Raw genomic sequence first — 20,010 nt, 5'->3', positions numbered from 1 at the left:
TTAATTATATTTAAAATTTAAAAAATTATCAAAAATTTAAAATGAGAAACAAATTAATTTTAATTGCAATTTTAGTTTTATTGTTTTTATGTAATAAAATTTTAGCTCAAAATGAAGTTGAAACAAATGAGAAAAAAACAACTGAAGAGATCGTAAAATATGATTCAACAACTGGGAAAACTACTAAAACAATTATTACAAAGTCATCAACAGTTGTTGAAGATGTTACACCTAGAAAATTCCTTTTTTCAATAGATGTACCAGCATTTATTAGAATGTATAATGTTACAGGGTTATACTCTATTAGTGGGAATACAAGTGTTGGTTTAGGATTGCAATTACCAACTGAAAGTGAATATTCTGGCATAGGATTCCAATTATTTTCAAGAATTTATCCTAAAACTAATAATTTCAATGGATTTTATTTTGAGCCAAATATTACTGTAAATAGTTTTAAAAGAGTTTATAAATATTATGATTATAGCTCATCTTCAAATCAAAGTATAGCAATTGAAAGAACCGAAAAGATGAATCCTATTGCTATTGGAGTATATACTGGATGGCAATGGTTTTGGGGTGATTTTGCAATTAGCCCTGCTCTTGGAGGAGTCTATTATACTAATCTTAATCCAATTGTTGATAATGGAGGCTATGAATATACTACTGGAGAATATCCTTATAAAGGTTGGAGTGGTGGAGTTAATGGAATGAAACCAGTATTTAGATTAACAATTGGATATGCTTGGTAATCAAAAATTGCAATATTTAACCTAATTATATTAATATTAAAGTTAAAATTTTACTTAAAATTTAATAAGAAATTGTAGTAAATATTATTTAATTAAAAAAATATCTTTGCGTAGAATGTTCTGTTGTGTTATTTTCGCAAACAATTTTTATACCAATATAATTTTGGTATAAATAATTTAATAAATATATAATAGTGATGTCACCGGAAAAAATAACAAAATCGGCGAAAGCCACAGAAGTTAATCGTAATTGGTTTATTGTAGATGCAGATGGTCAAACTCTTGGTCGTCTAGCTTCTCAAGTAGCTTCTATATTGCGTGGTAAGCATAAGCCTACTTTCACACTTCATGTTGACACAGGAGATCATGTGATTGTGATTAATGCTGAAAAGATACAAATAGCTTCAACAAGAGCTGAACAAAAAGAATATGTAAGGCACACAGGTTATCCAGGTGGTCAAAGAATTGTAAAGTATAATACAATGCTTGAGAAATTTCCAGAGCGTATTATCGAAAAAGCAGTTCGAAAAATGCTTCCAAAAAATAGACTTGGTAATGAAATCGTAAAAAAATTAAAAGTGTATGCTGGTACAAAACATCCACATACAGCTCAAAAGCCAGAAGCATTAACATTAAAGTATAGTTAAAATTTTCAATATAAGTAATAAATGGCAAATTCGATAAATATTGGTCGTAGGAAAGACGCAGTAGCTAGAGTTTATCTAACTCCTGGTACTGGAACAATTACGATAAATAAAAGGGAATTCACTAATTTCTTCCCAAATATATTTGATAGACAAGTAGTTCTTTCACCACTTGAGACATTAAGTTTGGCAGCTAGTTTTGATATACATTGCAATGTTAATGGTGGGGGAACAACAGGTCAAGCTGGAGCTATTCGTCATGCTATAGCTCGTGCACTTGTAGAACTTGATGAAGCAAATCGTCCTTCTCTTCGTAAAGAAGGTCATATGACTCGTGACCCAAGAATGGTTGAACGTAAAAAATATGGTTTGAAAAAGGCTCGTCGCCGTTTTCAATTCAGCAAACGTTAATCTACTTAATTTTACAGGTTATAGAGTTGCGAATTGTTTGAATTACAATTCGCAACTTTTGGTTTTTTATCTAAAGATTAAATTCGCTTTTTAGTGAAATATTATCAATTAATTATTTTTCAATTTATAATTAATTGAAATTTTTATAAATCAAACATGTCTTTTGTTCATCTGTGTGTGTTCTAATAATTCTAGAATGAGCAGATTAAAATAAAGAGGCAGAAGCAATTAAAAACACAAATCAACTTTATTAAAATGGCTATTGTAGAAATCATGGATCTGCTTAATGCAGGTGCACACTTCGGGCACTTAACCCGCCGTTGGAATCCAAAAATGCGTGAATATATATTTATGGAACGCAATGGAATTCACATTATTGATCTAAAAAAAACACAACATTTACTTACTGATGCTAGAAATGCAATAGAAAGATTTGCAAGCGAAGGGCGTAAAATTTTGTTTATTGGAACTAAAAAACAAGCACGTGAAATAATTAAAACTCATGCTGAAAGAGTAGGTGCAAACTATGTTATAGAAAGATGGTTAGGAGGTATGCTTACAAATTTCTCTACTATTCGTAAATCAATTAAAAGATTAAATATAATTGATAAAATGGAATTAGATGGAACTATAGATAAATTAAGAAAAAAAGAAAGATTGATGGTTGGGCGTGAGAGAGAAAAACTTATCAGAGTTTTAGGTGGTATTTCTGAAATGAATAGATTACCAGGTTGTTTGTTTATTGTTGATATAAAGAAAGAACATCTTGCAATTAAAGAAGCTAAAACTTTAGGTATTCCTGTAATTGCAATCACAGATACTAACACTGACCCAACTATTGTTGATTACCCTATTCCTGCAAATGATGATTCTCAAAAAACTATTGATTTAATTACAGGCGTTATTGCTGAAGGTGTTTTAAATGGTTATACAGTAAGCAAAGCAAGGCAGGCTGAAATGAATTCTAGTGATGATAAAGAGATGAAAGAAGGTGAAAAAGAGAACATTGACGATGCGAAGTCCCAAACTCGTAAACGTCCACGTAAGAACAGAGGACCAGGAGGTACTAATCCAGAAACATCTACTCCACAAGGATAGATTTTATTTCATTTAATTAATGTTTGGGTATAATCCCAATTAATATTATACTTCAAATCAATTTAACAAATTAATTTTTATATTATAAATTTATGGCAATTTCTCCATTAGAAGTAAAAAAATTGCGAGACATGACAGGTGCTGGAATGGCAGACTGTAAAAAGGCTCTAGACGAAACAAATGGTGATTTTGAAGGAGCAATTGAAATACTAAGAAAGAGAGGAGCAGCAACCGCAGCCAAACGTGCTGATAAAGAAGCAAAAGAAGGTGTTGTATCAACTGCTATTTCTGAAGATCATAAATCTGCTGCAATTGTTGAGGTTTGTTGTGAGACAGATTTTGTAGCTAGAAATCAAGAATTTAGTAGTTTCGTTAAAAATCTTTCTGAATATTTACTTAAAAATCCAAATCAAAGTAATGATGAAATGATGAATGGAATATTAAGTGATAACAAAACTATTAAGAATTATTTAGATGAATTATTAGGCAAGTTTAGTGAGAATATAAGTATCCGAAGAACTGCAGTTGTTACTTCAGATTCTGGTTTTATAACAAGTTATATTCATAGTGGTGATAAACTTGGCGTACTTTTAATGCTATCAGAAAAAGGTGATATTGATGCAACAAATGCTTTAGGACGTGATTTAGCAATGCAAGTTGCAGCTATGAATCCTTCATATACAAGACGTGAAGATGTAACTGAAGAAGTAATTTCTAAAGAAAAGGAAATTTATTCAGATCAAGCTAGAATGGAAGGTAAACCAGAAGAGATTGCAGCTAGAGTTGCTAACGGAAGATTAGAAAAATTTTATGCTGAGAATTGTTTAATTGAACAATCTTATGTAAAAGATTCCACAAAAACTGTAACAACTGTATTAAAAGAATTTAGTGCAAATGCTGGCGTTGAAGTTACTGTAAATTCATTTATACGATTTAACTTAAGCGACACAATAGCTAACAACTAATTAAGTTATTATAAATTTTCAACCTCGTTTCTATTCAAATTAGTAACGAGGTTTTTTTATTATGTATCATTAAGTAAAATTAAAAGAATAAAATTGAATTAATAACAAGTTTCAATTTATTTATAAATAGTAACGTATATGAGATTAAAACGTATAAGTAATTTAAACAAAATTTTAGATATTATTAAAAAAAGATTTTAATAAAAAATGGTTTTAACTTTATCAACATACCAAACAATATCAAATTGTGCTTACTTCATAACTTCTTGCTGTTATGTTTTAGTGTTTAAAAAGATTAGGCATACTAAAGTAGATTAAAATATTAATTATTAAATCTAAATTATAATAAGCCTAAACAAATCTGTTTAGGCTTTTTTATTAATATAAATCAATGAAATTATAAGTTATCAATATGATTAAATATATAAAACTTTTATTAGATAAAATATTATTCTCATCAATAGATCCTCTTATGAAAATAGGGAAAAAAAGATCTGTTAATGAGAATGATATTCCAGAATTAGAACCTGATCTTGACCCAATTGATGTTGAAAAATCATTCTCAAAATTGGATGTATCAAAACCTTATAAATTTATTATTGCTTGTTTTTTTGCTTCAGGCAAATCAGCGAAATATACTTTATTAATAGAAGTTATAAGGTTAGTACTAGCATTGAGTGGAAGCCTTCTGTTAAGAAGTTTAATACTTAATTTAAAGAATTTAAATAATGATATTACAACTTTATATACTGCTATAGGTACTGCTGTTATTTTAGCAATAGTGAGTTCTAGTGAAGGCATAATAACTCAGCATTTTTACTTTTTCAGCTTAAAAATTTATGCTAGAATTTCGAATGGATTGAGCTTGAGGTTGTTTAAACATACCTTGAAGTTAAAGAATTCTGCTAAAATGAAAACTCAGACTGGTGATATTGTTAATCATATGGCAAGTGATTGTGATGGAGTTGCAGAAGTTGCATTTTTTTTACCAGAATTATTGCACTCTTTGATGTTGACAATTGGAGTTGTTATACTTCTTTTTTCAATTTTAGGGATGTCAGCTTTTGCTTCGCTTTTAGTATTAGTTATATTTAGTCCTCTTGCAAAGCTTGCTGCAAAACGTTTTTCTAAAACAGATAACCAAATGTGGAAAAGTAGGGATGAGAGAATTACATTAATGGCACAAATTTTAACTGGTATAAGAGTCATAAAATATTTTGCTTGGGAAAAAAGTATATTAAAAGAAGTAAGTGCTATAAGAGAAAAAGAAATTAATGCATTTATCACTTTAGTAAAAACTGATGCTCTTTCAACTTTATTGTTTGTAATGAGCTCAACTTTAGTTAGCTTTTTTGGTTTCAGTACTTTTGTTCTATTAGGTGGAAATCTTACTGCTGAAATAATATTTCCTTGCATTATGTTGTTTGGATTATTAGAACAACCTTTTGGAAATATTTCTCATTTTATAAAAAATGTTTCTCATTCAAAAATTGCATCAATCAGACTTCATAATTATTTTAATTTAAATGAGAATGTTGAAAATAAGTTACCTGAATCATCAGTAAATAAGTCATTTGGGGTTAGAGTCAAAGATTTAAATTTACAATATCCAGGAACAGAAAATTTTGCATTAAAAAATATTTCCTTTGAGATATTAAGTGGTGAATCGGTTGCTATTATAGGTTCAGTTGGATCTGGTAAAAGTTCATTATTATTAAGTTTACTTGGAGAAACTGATTTTACAGATGGTACAATTTCATTTTTAGATTTACCATTAAATGAAAAACCTAGAATCAGTTACGTCCCTCAGGAAGCTTTTATTATGAATTCAACAGTGAGAGAAAATATAATGTTCGAAGGTTCTAATAGCTATTTAAATGATGACCAAATGATAAGTATTCTAAATGATTCAGCATTGATAAATGATATATCAAATATGAAATCAGGATTAGAAACAGAAATTGGAGAAAGAGGTGTTAATTTATCTGGAGGTCAAAAACAAAGGTTGTCTTTGGCAAGAGCAATTGTTAAAATGCCTGGATTAGTATTATTAGATGACCCTTTGTCAGCTGTTGATATTAGTACTGAAACTCATCTAATTGATCAGTTAATTTTTGGTAGATGGAATACTATAACAAGAATTATAGTTACTCATAGGTTGTCTTATTTGAATAAATTTGATAAAATAATTTTCTTAAATAATGGTGTAATCGATGCAGTTGGGAAATACGATGATTTGTTGAATAATTCAATTAAGTTTAAAGAATTTTATGATGAACAATCTAATTACAATCATAATATTGAAACTTTAAATCAGGATTTAGAATTGGATGTTTCTTATAAAAATGAAGATTCAAATACAAGAATTACAGATGATGAAGAAAAAGAAACTGGATCTGTTAAGTTTGAAGTTTTTAAATCTTACATAAAAGCACTAGGAGGAGAAAATAAAAGCAAAAGGAAATATATTTATTTAATGTTGGTATTGAGTAGTTTGTTGGTTACATTACTTCCAATTATGCAATCGAGTTGGTTAGCTTGGTGGAGTGATAATATAAAAATATATAAATTAAATGAAGTTTATAAATGGTTTTTAGTTCCAATTAATGCTGTAATTATTTTTGGTTGTTTAGGTTTTGTAATTTTAATTGCAAATTATTTTGAAAGATTAATTTGGATGCTTAGAGCAACTATTGCAGGAAGAGATATTCATAATAAGACTCTTAAAGCCGTATTAAATGCACCAATTAGGTTCTTTGATTCAACTCCAATGGGTAGGATTCTAAATAGATTTTCGAGAGATGTACAGGGTGTAGATGAAGAACTTAGTTGGAATTTTGAAAGTACAATCAGATCTTTAACATCTACATTAGGTTCATTATTCTTAATAATATTTGTTAGTCCTATTGTTTTAGTATTTGTAATTCCAACATTTATTTGGTATTATAAAATACAAAAAAATTATCGAGAAGTTGCCAGAGAAGCAAAACGAATTGAGTCTATATCTAGGTCTCCAAGATTTGCACATTTTAAAGAAACAATAACTGGCTTAACAGTGATTCGTTCGTATGGTCGTGAACAAGAATTTACAAAGAAATTTATTGATTTATTGTCATTTTATCAAAGACAATATTGGAGAAGTATTATGGTTAATAGGTGGTTTTCTGCCAGAGCTCCTTTAATTGCTGGTGTTATTACTTTAACAACTGGGGTTAGTGCATCTATTTTGGCATACAATGGAAATATGAAAGTAGGTATAGCTGGAATGATTGTTATGTATGCATTAAATTTTTGGGGAAGTTTGAACTGGGCTGTAAGATCTTTTAGTGAAGTAGAAATGAGAATGACTGGTGTGGAAAGACTTAACCATTATTCAAGAATTGAACCAGAAAAATCGACTACAAAAGGAATTGAAAATACTGAAAATTTAATCCTTTTCAATGAAGGTAAAATAGAATTTAAAAACGTTTTTGCAAGATATAGAGATGATTTACCTTTAGTTCTAAATAATGTCAATTTCATTATTCCAGGAGGTATTAAAGTTGGAATAATAGGGAGAACAGGTTCAGGTAAAACTACATTATTTCAAACTTTGTTTAGATTCTTTGAAATTGAAAAAGGAGAAGTATTAATTGATGAAGTAAATATTGCTCAAATACCTTTAGCTATTCTAAGACCTAATATTGCAATAATTCCACAAGATCCATTGTTATTTATTGGTACTATAAGAACTAACTTAGACCGGTTCAATCAGTTTACAGATTTCGAGATAATAGAATCTTTAAAAAGAGTACAAATGAAAGAAACTATTATTGATAATGGGGGGCTAAATGCTATTGTATATGAGAATGGTGGAAATTATTCACAAGGTCAAAGGCAGTTATTATGCTTAGCTAGAGCAATATTAACAAATGCTAAGATAATTGTTTTAGATGAAGCAACAGCTAGTGTTGATGTAAAAACTGATTCATTAATTCAAGAAACTATCCAAAAAGAATTTGACAAAATAACTGTATTAATAATAGCCCATAGATTAAATAGTGTTGTTGATTGTGAAATGATAATTGAAATGAATGATGGTAAATCAAAAATTCTTTCATCAATTAAATCAGATCTAAATTAATAAAATTTTAATCTTCAATTTAATTTGTTATTACAAAATAATATATTAACATCTAGTTTTAAGTTACTAAATAAAAAATATAATTACGTATTTTATTAAACATATTAGAATGAATTTATTTTGGATGGAAATAATAAAAATATAAAAGTGCTCTTATTAAGTACTATGAAAGCTTCATTTATTGAAGATGATAAGCAAATTCTTAATAAGTCATTCAACCTTACAACTTTTTATGGGGCTGGGCTTAAAGGTGTATTAAATTACTTTTATTTGAGCTTAAAAAATGATGTTTCAATTTCCTGGTTTTGTTCTGTTTATTCTTTTTTTATGGTGTTAGGATGTAAACTTGCGAGAAAAAAATCTGTAATAATTTTAGGGGGAATTGATTGTGCTAATTTAGAATCAATTAATTATGGTGTATGGTTAAAATGGTATAAACATTTTTTTTTGAAATATGCTTTGAAAAAATCAGATGTAATTTTAACTGTTGATATGAGTTTAAAAGAAAAAATTGAAAATGCTAGTTCTCTGAAATTAGATAAAATTAAATTATTAAGAACTGGTCAGAAGATAAATTTTTGGGAGTATAGAGAGAATAAAGAAGATTCGATTGTTACAGTTGCTGGTTGTGAAAATATACCAAGAGTTCTAATGAAAGGTTTAGATTTGATAAAAGAGATTGCAATACTTTTACCAGAATATAAATTTATAATTGTTGGCACATCAAGGAAACTTTTGGAAAGTATATGTGGTGAATTTCCAAAGAATGTTCAGATTGAGCCTCGATTACCAAGGAATGAATTACTTGAGTATTATCAAAAAGCAAAAATTTATTTACAACCATCACGATTTGAAGGTCTTCCAGGCTCAATCTGCGAGGCTATGTTATGTGGAGCAATTCCAATTGGCTCGAACGTTTGTGGAATCCCATTTGCAATTGGTGATACTGGAAAAATAATTGATTCAGAGGATATTGTTGGTTTTGTTGAAGCAATCAAGATTTGTATGAATACTAAAAATTCAAAAAATGGTAGAAATAGAATAATAGAATTTTTTGAATATGAAAGAAGAGAAGTTGAATTTACAAACTTAATTATTGATTTAATCAAATAGTGATTAATTGATATTTAAAATTATTCTTATTTATTGAGAAAATTATCAAACGATACAATTACTTTATTTTTAGGAGAAGTAATTTGCAGAGGATTAGGTTTTCTGGCAACTAGGCATTTAGCAACAATACTAGGAACCTCAGGATTTGGAATAATTACAATAGGCTTATCTGTTCTAAGTTACGTTGTGTTATTTTCAGATTTAGGAATTTCTATGTTATCATTAAGGGAACTATCAAAGTTGTATGATAAACGTTTATGCACTCTGCAAGAAGTTTTAGTTGCTAAGCTAATATCTACTGTTATATTTTTATTAATTTCTCTTTTACTAATAAACGTGTTTGTTAAAGACCAAATTGTTAGGGAAGTTACTTTGAATTATTTATTTTGTGTTTTCCCTTTTATGATTCTAATTGAATGGGTTTATTTAGCAAATCGGAAAGTAACTATATTAATAATTTCAAGAGTTATAACTTCAATACTATATTGTTTTTTAGTTTTTAGAATTAAAAATATAACACAAATTAAAGAAGTTCCATTAATATATTTTATAGCATTACTTAGTGGAGCTATAATATTATGTTTAGTTTATTTTTCAACAAATAATAGTAAAATAAATTTTAAAATTACCCTTAACAAATTAAAATTAATTCTTAGGAACTCTATTCCTATTGGGATTGGGGGGATGTTTGCTCAAGGTATTCAATTGTTTCCTCCAATAGTATTGGGAATTTATGTAACAAAAGAATCAGCAGGTTTGTTTGGAGCAGCAAGTAAAATCATATTTTTATTGTTAGTGATTGATAGAATTTTTGCTCAAATATTTATTCCAAGAATTTCAGAAGTATGGTCTAAAGATATTTCAAAAGCAAAAATTTTACTTAGCAAATCATTAAAAATTGTGGTCGGTATTTCAGTTCTAATACCCATAATTGTTATTCCAATTTCTGAAATTATAATGAGGATTGTTTTTAACAAAGATTATTTAAATGCTTCAACAACTTTAGCTATTCTAACATTATTTGTTAGTACAACTCTAATTAACTCATTTTATTCTTTAAGCTTAGTTGCTATTAACAAAGGTGATGAATATCTTAAAGTATCTGTTGTATCAGGTTTGATTTCAATTGCACTAATTTCATTAGGAGCGAGTAATTATGGGCTTCTAGGTGTATCGATAAGTGTTGTTATAAGTGAATTGTTTATGATGTTATATGCTAGAATGAAGTTCGTAAAGATAGTTTACAGTTAGTGTAATTTTATAATTTGAAAAGTTTTAGAAATTTTAATTTTTAATTTAAATTATGATATATTTTTTTTCAGATGTTCATTTAGGTCTTGGATCTAAAAAACAAATAAAGAAAAGTGAAGAATATGTAACTTTGTTTTTAAAAAAAATAGTTATAGATAAAGCTGAAAAACTTTTTATTGTTGGGGATTTATTTGACTATTGGTTTGAATATAATCATGTTATTCCTAAGCATTTTACTAGGATTTTGGGCACATTGGCAATGGTTGTTGATTCTGGAGTCGAGGTTGAATATGTAATTGGAAATCATGATTTTGGTCATAAAAATTATTTTGAAAATGAGTTAGGTATCAAATTACATTATGATGATATTACAGTAGAATTGTATGAAAAAAAAATTTATATTTCACATGGAGATGGAAAAGCATTTAATGATAAAGGTTATTTAATATTAAAAAAATTGTTAAGATCTAGATTAATGAATTCATTGTATAGATTTATTCATCCAGATATAGGAATAGGCTTTGCATCATATCTTTCAAGGCGTAGTAGAGGGCATACTAATTTAAAAGATTATTCTATCAACTCAAAATCTGAGTCAGATGGATTGTTATATTTTGCCACAAATAAAATCATAAAAGAAGGATATGACTTTGTAATTATGGGGCACAATCATAAATCTTTGAACAAAAAAATTGGGTATGGAAATTACATTAATCTAGGTGAATGGATAAGTGAAAGGTCTTATTTAGTACTTGATGAAAATGGATTTAAACTTGAAAAATTTATGTAAAAGTTGATTATAGGAATTTACTTGTTTTAAACATAATCCAATATATCGAGTAATTAAAAATATTGTTTTACCAAATAACAGAGAAAGAACTTCTAACAGTTATTTCATCAAAATTTCTAGATTGGTTGACATCATCTTGAAATAAATTCTTATCAATTTTTAAATTAAAATTACCCCAAGTGTTAATTAATACATTAGTAGTAAAGTATAATCCAGTTTTTGAATCAATTAAATTTCTTTTTGAATAGTTAGCCCCAAATGAATTTGTCCATATCTTAAAAACTTTGTGGGTTATAAAAAAATCAGCACTAATTGATTCTTGTTCTGGTTGAAATCCAAAGCTAGATCTTGATATATTAAAATTGGTTGTTGCAGCTAATTGAAAAGGAAAACTAATTGATTGGTTAAGCATAAATGTTAAATTATCATTCAATCCAGATGAATCTATTGATAAAGTATTATTTTTCATCATAGTAACATTTGTAATACCTAAAACTCCACCTCCTAAGTGATAAAATGTACTTGCATTAAAGTTAATTATAGTGTTTCGATTATTTACTTTTATAGTATCAAATGTGTTATCATTTTTTTGTTGATTATATAAAAAATTTGCTGTCAACCTAACTAATTCTCCTAATGAATAATTAACTTCAGCACCATAAGAATTTGTTGATGTAGATACAGCTTTTAAATTTAACAAATTATCTGACTCGTTTTTGAAATTCAAACCAATAGTCATTTTATCATCCATTAAATTTTGCCTGGCTTTTGCTTCATAACTAAACAAATCGTTTCTAGTATTAGGACTACCTAATGAATAAAACCCTGGACCTATATATTTTAACTCAACTAAAGCTTCAGATCCAGTTTTTTTAGAGGTGAAAATTGCATTTGACGAAATTCCAAAATCAAGATTACTTGTAGAATTTAATTTAATTATTCCATTTAAAAGTTTAAGATTATTATTTTCATCATTAAAGGTCGGTGCAATTGCATTTTGAGTTAAAAGGCTTCCAGTTGCTTGACCATTGAATCTTAAAATATCTGGAATAATATTAATACAAGCATCTAAATCTAACATATAATTATCTTTGGGATTTAATGAATTTGCAATAGTTGAATCCAAAGAAATACTAACTAAGCTATCTCTTAAATTCGAAGGTAATTGATTATCATGAGCTCTTATTGCAGATAAAATAAAATGTCCACCTTCTTTTTTTCCATAACCAATTCGAGCCATATATAACTCACGATCCAAGGAAGAAGATATTCCAGAAGATTGAGGAATTGTGCCATTTTTTATTGAAGTATCTAGAACAACTCCAGCAGGAACTTCTTTTAAAGCCTTTCCACCTGTTATAGCCATATAAAAATCACCTGGGTTATACTCTACATTCCCGCCTGCTAAGGCAACTCCAGAGACAGTTAAAGGTGAGTATGATGGATAAACCGCACCCACACTAAAAGTTGGGAAACTGGTAAAAAAATCTTGAGAGGACTGTGTCAATCCCATTTTTTTTGCATCATCCAATGTTTGAGGAGGAGTACCATTTTGTAAGTTTTCTAAGTTATCAATTTTGTTAGGATTTTTAATTAATGAAGCCAGATCTGCTAATTTTTCAGGTGCATTTTTTTCTAAAGAATCTCTTAATGCATCAAAACCCATTGTTTTTTCCAATTGATTTAGATTCCTATATAAGTCAATTTTATCTAACTCCCTCATTCTTGCTAAGTCAGGAAGTCTGTTTGGATTATCTCTCATCAAAGAATCCCTCAAAGCTTCAAAGCTCATTTGTCTGGATAAAGCTCTAAGTTCTTGAATAGATTGAAGTTGAATAATGAACTGTTTTTGAACATCCTGTTGCATTTGAAAAGTATTTACATTAACGCTAACAGCTCCAGAATTAATATTTTGCCTTATATCAGTTTGCTGAGAGGACAATAAAACACTCAATGATAAAGGAACTCCATATACAGTTAAAGTAGGATTTAAATCTAACTGCCAAAATTTTTGTGGGGAAAATAAACTACTTAAATCTCTATTTGAATATTGACCTGTTAATGTTGCATTACCAGAAAATAAAATAGGTGCAGCACTTTTGTTGAAAGTCTGATTTGAGTTTTGTGAAATCAATTTGCTTATAAAAACTAAGTTAGTTAATAAAAAGAAAATTGTAAAAAGCTTATATTTATAATTCAATTTGATCTTCATATAATTCCTTAATGCTAGCACCTTTTAGTTTTTTATTGTTTAAAAGTAGATTCTTTTCTTCTAAAATTGATTTTGCAAGTTTATCATTGAAATTTTTGTCTTCGATAATAACATTGTTTGAAATTACAAGTCTATATTTTTTTACAAATTGTGAAACAATTTTCAAGTCATTGGGTAATTGTAAATTTAGATTATTAATCAAAGATTCTGGGATTGATTTGGAAATTGATGTAGATTGTAAATAGGTATTTACATTTGAATATGCCTTCCAATTAATATCAGAACTTGATTTTTGTTCAATAGAAATGAACTGAACATTAGTAATAATTTTGTTATTTATTAAAGAAAATTTCTTATCAAAACCACTAGTCATAATTAAGGCAGAGTTGTCAGGTTTTAAACACATAGCAATTGATTGGGCGTTTGTGAGCTTTACCAATTCAATATTTTCTAATTGAGATAATTTATTTAGTTCAGTTGCATTAGGTCTATATCTTACTAAGCTTAATCTAATGTTTGAATAATTAATTTCTCCAAGATCAATTTGTATGTCGCAGTACCAAAGTTTAGAAGTTGTATCATACTCAGGGATATGACTACTGACATAAACTTTCCTTGAAATTTCTTCAAGTAAAACAAGATTACTATCATTTTTAATTGATAGTCCAAAAGATTTCAGGTTCGGTTTACCTTCAGACAAACCAGATCTCCAGATTGGTTTTCCAGACCAATCAGTTAATTTATTATCTAGTGGTTCCTTGAACTGATCTTGTTCTATAACAACACCTAAAACTTCTTCACAGCCATAAGGAAACCAATCACTTCCAAAAAATAAACGAACACCACCACCATATTTATTTTTACTATTAGGTTTAATATCCCAACCAAAAATTGTGCTAACGCCTATTACATTTGGCAAAGTTGATGGCTTAGATAGTAAATCATTTAGTCTATTTTTTTGATAAAAATTCTCATTTAAATCTGAATATTTTAATCTTCCATTAAATTTCTTTTCATCTAAAGATTTATCCCATTCATTTTGTATGTCTAATGTGTTTTGGAATTTATTAATATTATTTCCTTCTTTACCATTGTTATTAGTTTTTTTATTTAAAGAATCTTTACCATTATTAATTACAACTTCTTTCCCATCATTTTCTAAGAATTTATCTGGAAGTTTATTCATTTCATATTTTAACAACCATACCTCGCTTTCACCAATTAAAACTTTTCCATTGTAAGCAATTACTTTCCAAGAATATTGTTTCCCATTAATAAATTTCCTCTCTGTTAAAGGGAATTGAAAAGAATTAGACATCAAATCATTTTCAATAAACCATGCAGGATTTGAATTCATTGCATCTATATCGGATTGTCTTCCAAGAATTTCTTTAATAATAATTGTATATGTTATTTCTAATCCAATTGGTATTGGAACAGGAGGCAACCAACTAAAAATTGGGTTTTCTAATCTAGTTGTTGAATTGTTTAATGGAAAAATTAATTTAGGTGGAGATAAATTTGCAATTGTTTGAGTTATACAATCAGATGCAATTTTTTGGTTGTCGCTAGACCTAATAACATCAATACATATTCTATAAGAACCACTTGGAAGTAAACCTGTTCTTAATAAAGCAGCCTTATAAGAATCTACAACAGAGTTTAATTTTATAGGTTGAACTTCATTTCCATTTAAAAATTTGATACCTTTATCTAAAGAAATAATAGTTGATTGAGCATCTACAATTTGAATATTTTTATTTAAATGAAAAGCAGTTCCATGTAAATAAATATTTTCTGTTTTACCTGTATTAGTTAAAGTGACCTGCCACAAATCAGCAACTTCCAATTTATTAGGTGGTGGTTGCCTCAGTTTTAATATAATATTATTTTGTGAATAACAAACATTAACTGAAACAATAACATTTAGATAAAAAAATATTTTAAATAGAAATCTCAAGTATTTTATTTTCATTAATTAATTGTGAAATAAATATAATTAAATTGCGTATCAATTTTAACAAAGTCCCGTTACAGTTAAATATTATTTTTAAAATAAGTACAAGTATTGAATTATAAGTTAAATTTCAATCAATTTAATAATAAAAAAGTCTTTACCAAAACTTAGTAAAGACTTTAAAAAAAATAACAAAGAAATTACTAAAAATTAAAGACTTCTTTTGCAGTATTATAAATGTCTTCAGAATTAATCAAAATTGCTTTCTCATAAATATGAGAAAATCCAACTGGAGTATTTTTACTCGCAGCTACAAGAACTGGAGCATCAAGTACATTAAAACAATTTTGCATAATTATTGAAGTAATTTCTCCACCTAAACCACCTATCTTATGGTCTTCATGCGCAACAATAACTCTATTTGTTTTTTTAACAACATTGCAAATCCCCTCAACATCCATTGGTTTAATAGATCTTAGATCAAAAACTTCAGCTTGAATTCCTTCTAAAGATAATTTTTCCGCTGCTTGAAGAGCAAAATGGACAGCATTCCCATAGCAAATAATCCCAATATCTTTTCCTTCTCTTCTTGATCTACCTACTCCGAATGGAACTTCAAAATTTGATGGAACATTTGTTTTTGCCCATTGATGATTATATAGAAATTTAGGTTCTAAAAATACACTTGGTCCTTTGGATCGAATACAAGTTCTTAACAATCCTGCAGCATCATCAGCAAAAGCCGGATAAACAATTCTAATTCCTGGTAATGTATTTAAAGTTGACTCAATTGTTTGCGAATGATAAATACCTCCAGTTATATAACCACCACTGGCAATTCTGATAGTTACGTTTGGTGAAAACTGGCCACATCCCCTCCAATATTCATGACCCATTTCAACAAGTTGCTCCATTGCAGGCCAAAAGTAATCTGCAAATTCAGACCCTTCAATTGCAATTCTTAGATCATCATTAAATCTTGAAAAACCATTTGCAGTTCCAACAATATAATCTTCAGCAATAGGGGAGTTGTGAACTCTATCATAACCAAATTCTTGTTGCATACCTTTACTAACATTAAATATCCCACCTTTTTCTTTATGAGCTACGTCTTGCCCCCACATAAATGTATTAGGGTTGTTACGAAATTCTTCTTTTAGGGTAGAATTTAATGCTTGAATAAGAGTCATTTCAGTAGAAGGCTTTGTACTATCTTCAATTGCCAAATAAGGATCTGGATTTAGAAACTCCTGATAAGATTCTCCTTTTGGATCAGGCATTAATTCTGCTTTATCTGCTTGTGCGAATAACTCAATTTTATTGTCAGATTCAATTAAATTTAATTCATCAATTGTTAATACATTTTCATTTAAAATTAAATTTTTTAACTTCAATAAAGGATCTTGAGATTTAGCTTCAATTAATTCTTCTTGGCTTCTATACAATTCATGTCTATCAGAATTAGAATGAGCACCAATTCTAACACATTGAGCATGAACCATTGCTGGACCATTTCCAGATTTAATGTGCTCTATGGCTTCTATCATTGCCATATACGAATCTAAAACATCTGTGCCATCACAATTAATTATTTTTAAATTCTCCATTCCTTTAAATTGCTCACTTACAGTTAAGTTTGCAAATGCTTCATGTAAAGGGACTGAGATACCATATTTATTATTTTGTATAACGAAAACTACAGGTAACTTAGTTGTATTAGCACCATTAACAGCTTCATAAAAATAACCCTCAGCGCATGCACTTTCACCCCCAGAATAAAAACTAATTGCATCACTTTTATAATATTTAATTGCTTTAGCTAAACCTGTTGCATGTGGTGCATGATTACCAGTACAAGAAGATACATTTTGAATATTTAATGAAACTTTAGCAAAGTGATTACTCATATGCCTTCCTGCACCTGCAACATCATCTTGTTTTGATAATCCATTTAAAATAATTTCAAAAGGAGTAATTCCTGCAGCTAAAGATGTCATTAAATCTCTATAATATGGAAATAAATAATCCTTTCCCTGACGGAATACATAGCCTAAAGCAAGCTGAATCCCTTCATGTCCTGCACACGGTGCATGATAACTCCATCCTTTAGCTTGTTTCAGATAATTAGCAGCTTTTTCATCTAAAATTCTTCCAAGATGCATAAGTTTGTACCATCCAACTAATGTTTCGTTTGGAACAATTCTATCTGTAGATTTATTATTTAACATTTGTGTAATATGTTGAATATCTTTGGCAATTGGGTTTAACTTCTTATTTGGAGAAGGTTTAACAGAACTCATTTTATAAAAATTATTAATGTTGAGTAAACTATTTATTTTCGACACGAAAATAAGAATAATCTTATTTATAGTTATATTTAGTGTTTATAAATTCAATATAATCACTATAATTATTATTTTGAATTTAAATTATTTCATTTAAAAATTTATTCTCAAAAATTATCCAAAATATGTTTCTGTATTTCAAGATGTTTTTTAAAAATATAATTGTTATAACAATTGTTTATATGTTACTTTTTATAAATCAATTATTTGCTCAAACAGATCAAACCCGATTTTACAGATTATTTTTGAAAGATAAAGGAATACCAAATAAAATTTTAGTAAAAGGTGATTCTTTATATGAAATAGCAGTATCAAATTTAACAGACCGTTGCCTTAAAAGAAGATCTAAAACTTTACAAAAAGATTCTATTGTTTCTACAAAAGACCTACCTTTAAAATCCACATACTTAGAAGAAATAGTAAAATTGGGTGCTAAAATTGCACAATCATCAAAGTGGTTTAATAGTGTTATAATAGATTGCGATTCATTAATATTTGAAAAAATTAAACAACTTCCATTTATTAATAATTATATAACTCTTAAAACAATAAAGAGAGTTTCAAGTAATGAAAATATAGAAAAGTATAATAATACTTATAATAATACAACTGTTACAGATCCTTTTTGTTTGAATGAGAATTATGGAGTTTGTGAAAAACAAAACAAAATGCTAAAAGTAGATTTTGCACACAAATTGGGTATTGCAGGTGAAGGAGTTTTTATTGGAGTTTTGGATGAAGGCTTCAACCCTAGGCAACACAATGCTCTTAAAAACATTAACATTATTGCTGAACATGATTTTGTTTATAATGATAACATTGTATCTGATCAACCAGACCAACCATCTTCTGAAAAACATGGAACAGCTGTAACAAGCATGATTGGTGGGTTTAGTTTAAACACAGATAAAAATATAATAGGAATTGCACCTAAAGCAATGTTTGCATTAGCCAAAACTGAAGACTCTAGATATGAGAGAAATATTGAAGAAGATAATTTTGTTGCTGGTCTTGAATGGTTAGAAAGTTTAGGAGTGGATGTAACAAATACATCTTTAGGTTATACCAATTTTGATGATCCTGAAAATGATCATAATCATGATGAATTAACTGGACATACAGCATTTGCCTCAATTGGATTAAATGAAGCAGTTAGACTTGGAATGATATGCGTTGTAGCAGCTGGGAATGAATTTAGTACTTTTAAATACATTTCAGTTCCAGGTGAGGCTGATAGTGCAATTGCAGTTGCTGCTGTAAATGAAAAAGGTGAAGTTGCTGGATTTTCTAGTCGTGGTAATAGCTCGTGGGCTAGGATAAAACCAGAAGTTGCAGCAATGGGTGTTGGGAATTGTGGTGCTGCTGCTTATTCGGAATTTGAAGTAACTTGTGGAAATGGTACTTCCTATGCAAGCCCTTGTATAACTGGTGTAGTTGCTTTGATACTTTCTGCTAATCCAGACTTAAGACCTTGGGAAGTTAAAAAATATTTGTTTAGGAATTCTAGTTCTTTTACTAAACCAGATACTGCCATTGGATATGGTATTGTCGATATAGAAAAAACTTTTTTAGATATTGCAAAAGATTTCCCTTTAGTTGGTAGAATAAAATTATTTGATGATAGAATAAATCAGAAATTAATTTTTTGGACTAATTATTTGACATCAGATAATTCAGATAATAATTGTTTCACATTGAACTTGAAAACTAACTTTTCAGACACAATCAAGTTGCCAACTTGTAGATCTTTTTCTGGTTTACTTAGATGGGATATTGATTATTCAATTGAACCAAAAAAAAAATTTCATTCACTATTAATTAGTAATGATACTTTCCAATTGAATATCAATTCTACAAATTTAAATTTAATAAATAATAACAAAAGTAGGATTATTTATAAGTTAGATGAATTATTTTCTAGTTTTATAAATATTAAAAATTTACCAAGTAATTCGAATGATATAAAAAGTTCTATATGTGAGGAACTATCTCCTTCAATTGAAAATGAAGTGATTGAAATTTCACCTAATTTAACGAACAAATCTTGTTTTGTATTTTATAATGTTAAAAATCAAAATTCTCAAAATTTATGTAGTATACATTTATTCAATTCCTTAGGACAAAAAGTTAAAGAAATTTTAAATAACAGTGTTGTACCATTGGGATATAATTCAACATTTATTAATTTTTCAGATTTTCCAGCTGGAAAGTATTTTGTAAAATTTGTGTTAAATAATCAAGAGTTTGTAAAGCAAATTGTTTACATACCTAATTAGAAAATTGATTGCTACTTTATACGTTTTGCAATAATATTTTATTAAAATCCGTTATATCATATTCTATAAAAATTGG

Annotated in this window: 13 protein-coding genes; 10 read left to right on the top strand and 3 right to left on the bottom strand. The window is 28.2% G+C overall.

Going from position 1 to position 20,010, the window contains the following annotated elements; genetic code table 11:
• The first annotated feature begins 41 nt into the window (after positions 1-41).
• From IPP08_08835 to IPP08_08795, 9 genes are all read left to right on the top strand, one after another.
• A complete protein-coding gene (locus tag IPP08_08835; protein QQS65876.1) occupies positions 42-749 on the top strand; it encodes a hypothetical protein in 708 nt (235 codons plus the stop codon).
• Between the two features lie 197 nt (positions 750-946).
• Positions 947-1,396 (top strand): 50S ribosomal protein L13, encoded by a 450-nt coding sequence (rplM, locus tag IPP08_08830; protein ID QQS65875.1) that lies wholly within the window; start codon positions 947-949, stop codon positions 1,394-1,396.
• A gap of 21 nt (positions 1,397-1,417) precedes the next feature.
• Positions 1,418-1,804, top strand: a complete 387-nt coding sequence (rpsI, locus tag IPP08_08825) for a 30S ribosomal protein S9 (protein ID QQS65874.1) — start codon at positions 1,418-1,420, stop codon at positions 1,802-1,804.
• A gap of 255 nt (positions 1,805-2,059) precedes the next feature.
• The gene (gene rpsB, locus IPP08_08820) at positions 2,060-2,902 is read left to right on the top strand and encodes a 30S ribosomal protein S2 (protein ID QQS65873.1); all 843 of its coding nucleotides are present in this window, start codon (positions 2,060-2,062) and stop codon (positions 2,900-2,902) included.
• A gap of 92 nt (positions 2,903-2,994) precedes the next feature.
• On the top strand, positions 2,995-3,867 hold the full coding sequence (locus IPP08_08815; protein QQS65872.1) for an elongation factor Ts: 873 nt from the start codon (positions 2,995-2,997) through the stop codon (positions 3,865-3,867).
• A 412-nt stretch (positions 3,868-4,279) separates the two neighbouring features.
• A complete protein-coding gene (locus tag IPP08_08810; GenBank protein QQS65871.1) occupies positions 4,280-7,990 on the top strand; it encodes an ATP-binding cassette domain-containing protein in 3,711 nt (1,236 codons plus the stop codon).
• Between the two features lie 147 nt (positions 7,991-8,137).
• Positions 8,138-9,103: a glycosyltransferase family 4 protein gene (locus IPP08_08805; GenBank protein QQS65870.1), complete on the top strand. Its 966-nt coding sequence runs from the start codon at positions 8,138-8,140 to the stop codon at positions 9,101-9,103.
• 33 nt (positions 9,104-9,136) lie between these two features.
• On the top strand, positions 9,137-10,354 hold the full coding sequence (locus IPP08_08800) for an oligosaccharide flippase family protein (GenBank protein ID QQS65869.1): 1,218 nt from the start codon (positions 9,137-9,139) through the stop codon (positions 10,352-10,354).
• A 52-nt stretch (positions 10,355-10,406) separates the two neighbouring features.
• Complete coding sequence (locus IPP08_08795; GenBank protein QQS65868.1) at positions 10,407-11,144, top strand: UDP-2,3-diacylglucosamine diphosphatase; 738 nt, start codon at positions 10,407-10,409, stop codon at positions 11,142-11,144.
• Positions 11,145-11,211: 67 nt separating this feature from the next.
• Here the strand turns inward: IPP08_08795 and IPP08_08790 are convergent, their stop codons facing one another.
• From IPP08_08790 to IPP08_08780, 3 genes are all read right to left on the bottom strand, one after another.
• The gene (locus IPP08_08790) at positions 11,212-13,278 is read right to left on the bottom strand and encodes a hypothetical protein (GenBank protein ID QQS65867.1); all 2,067 of its coding nucleotides are present in this window, start codon (positions 13,276-13,278) and stop codon (positions 11,212-11,214) included.
• 55 nt (positions 13,279-13,333) lie between these two features.
• The gene (locus tag IPP08_08785; GenBank protein ID QQS65866.1) at positions 13,334-15,331 is read right to left on the bottom strand and encodes a hypothetical protein; all 1,998 of its coding nucleotides are present in this window, start codon (positions 15,329-15,331) and stop codon (positions 13,334-13,336) included.
• Positions 15,332-15,516: 185 nt separating this feature from the next.
• On the bottom strand, positions 15,517-17,541 hold the full coding sequence (locus IPP08_08780) for a 2-oxoisovalerate dehydrogenase (protein QQS67859.1): 2,025 nt from the start codon (positions 17,539-17,541) through the stop codon (positions 15,517-15,519).
• A 299-nt stretch (positions 17,542-17,840) separates the two neighbouring features.
• On the opposite strand from IPP08_08780, the gene IPP08_08775 reads away from it, so the two are divergent.
• Entirely contained in the window at positions 17,841-19,934 is a 2,094-nt protein-coding gene (locus tag IPP08_08775; GenBank protein ID QQS65865.1) for a S8 family serine peptidase, read from the top strand.
• The last annotated feature ends 76 nt before the right edge of the window (positions 19,935-20,010 follow it).

This window comes from Chlorobiota bacterium (assembly GCA_016700335.1).
Taxonomy (GTDB): Bacteria; Bacteroidota; Ignavibacteria; order OLB7; family OLB7.
The sequence above is the reverse complement of the archived record's forward strand: the minus strand, read 5'-3'. Positions and strand labels throughout refer to the sequence as shown.

What these genes read in the sequence shown, in the direction of transcription:
- IPP08_08815 (QQS65872.1), top strand. Translation starts at nt 2,995, where the DNA reads ATGGCAATTTCTCCATTAGAAGTAAAAAAATTGCGAGACATGACAGGT.
- IPP08_08835 (QQS65876.1), top strand. Translation starts at nt 42, where the DNA reads ATGAGAAACAAATTAATTTTAATTGCAATTTTAGTTTTATTGTTTTTA.
- IPP08_08775 (QQS65865.1), top strand. Translation starts at nt 17,841, where the DNA reads ATGTTACTTTTTATAAATCAATTATTTGCTCAAACAGATCAAACCCGA.
- IPP08_08785 (QQS65866.1), bottom strand. Translation starts at nt 15,331, where the DNA reads ATGAAAATAAAATACTTGAGATTTCTATTTAAAATATTTTTTTATCTA.
- IPP08_08795 (QQS65868.1), top strand. Translation starts at nt 10,407, where the DNA reads ATGATATATTTTTTTTCAGATGTTCATTTAGGTCTTGGATCTAAAAAA.
- IPP08_08810 (QQS65871.1), top strand. Translation starts at nt 4,280, where the DNA reads ATGATTAAATATATAAAACTTTTATTAGATAAAATATTATTCTCATCA.
- rpsB (QQS65873.1), top strand. Translation starts at nt 2,060, where the DNA reads ATGGCTATTGTAGAAATCATGGATCTGCTTAATGCAGGTGCACACTTC.
- rplM (QQS65875.1), top strand. Translation starts at nt 947, where the DNA reads ATGTCACCGGAAAAAATAACAAAATCGGCGAAAGCCACAGAAGTTAAT.
- rpsI (QQS65874.1), top strand. Translation starts at nt 1,418, where the DNA reads ATGGCAAATTCGATAAATATTGGTCGTAGGAAAGACGCAGTAGCTAGA.
- IPP08_08780 (QQS67859.1), bottom strand. Translation starts at nt 17,541, where the DNA reads ATGTTAAATAATAAATCTACAGATAGAATTGTTCCAAACGAAACATTA.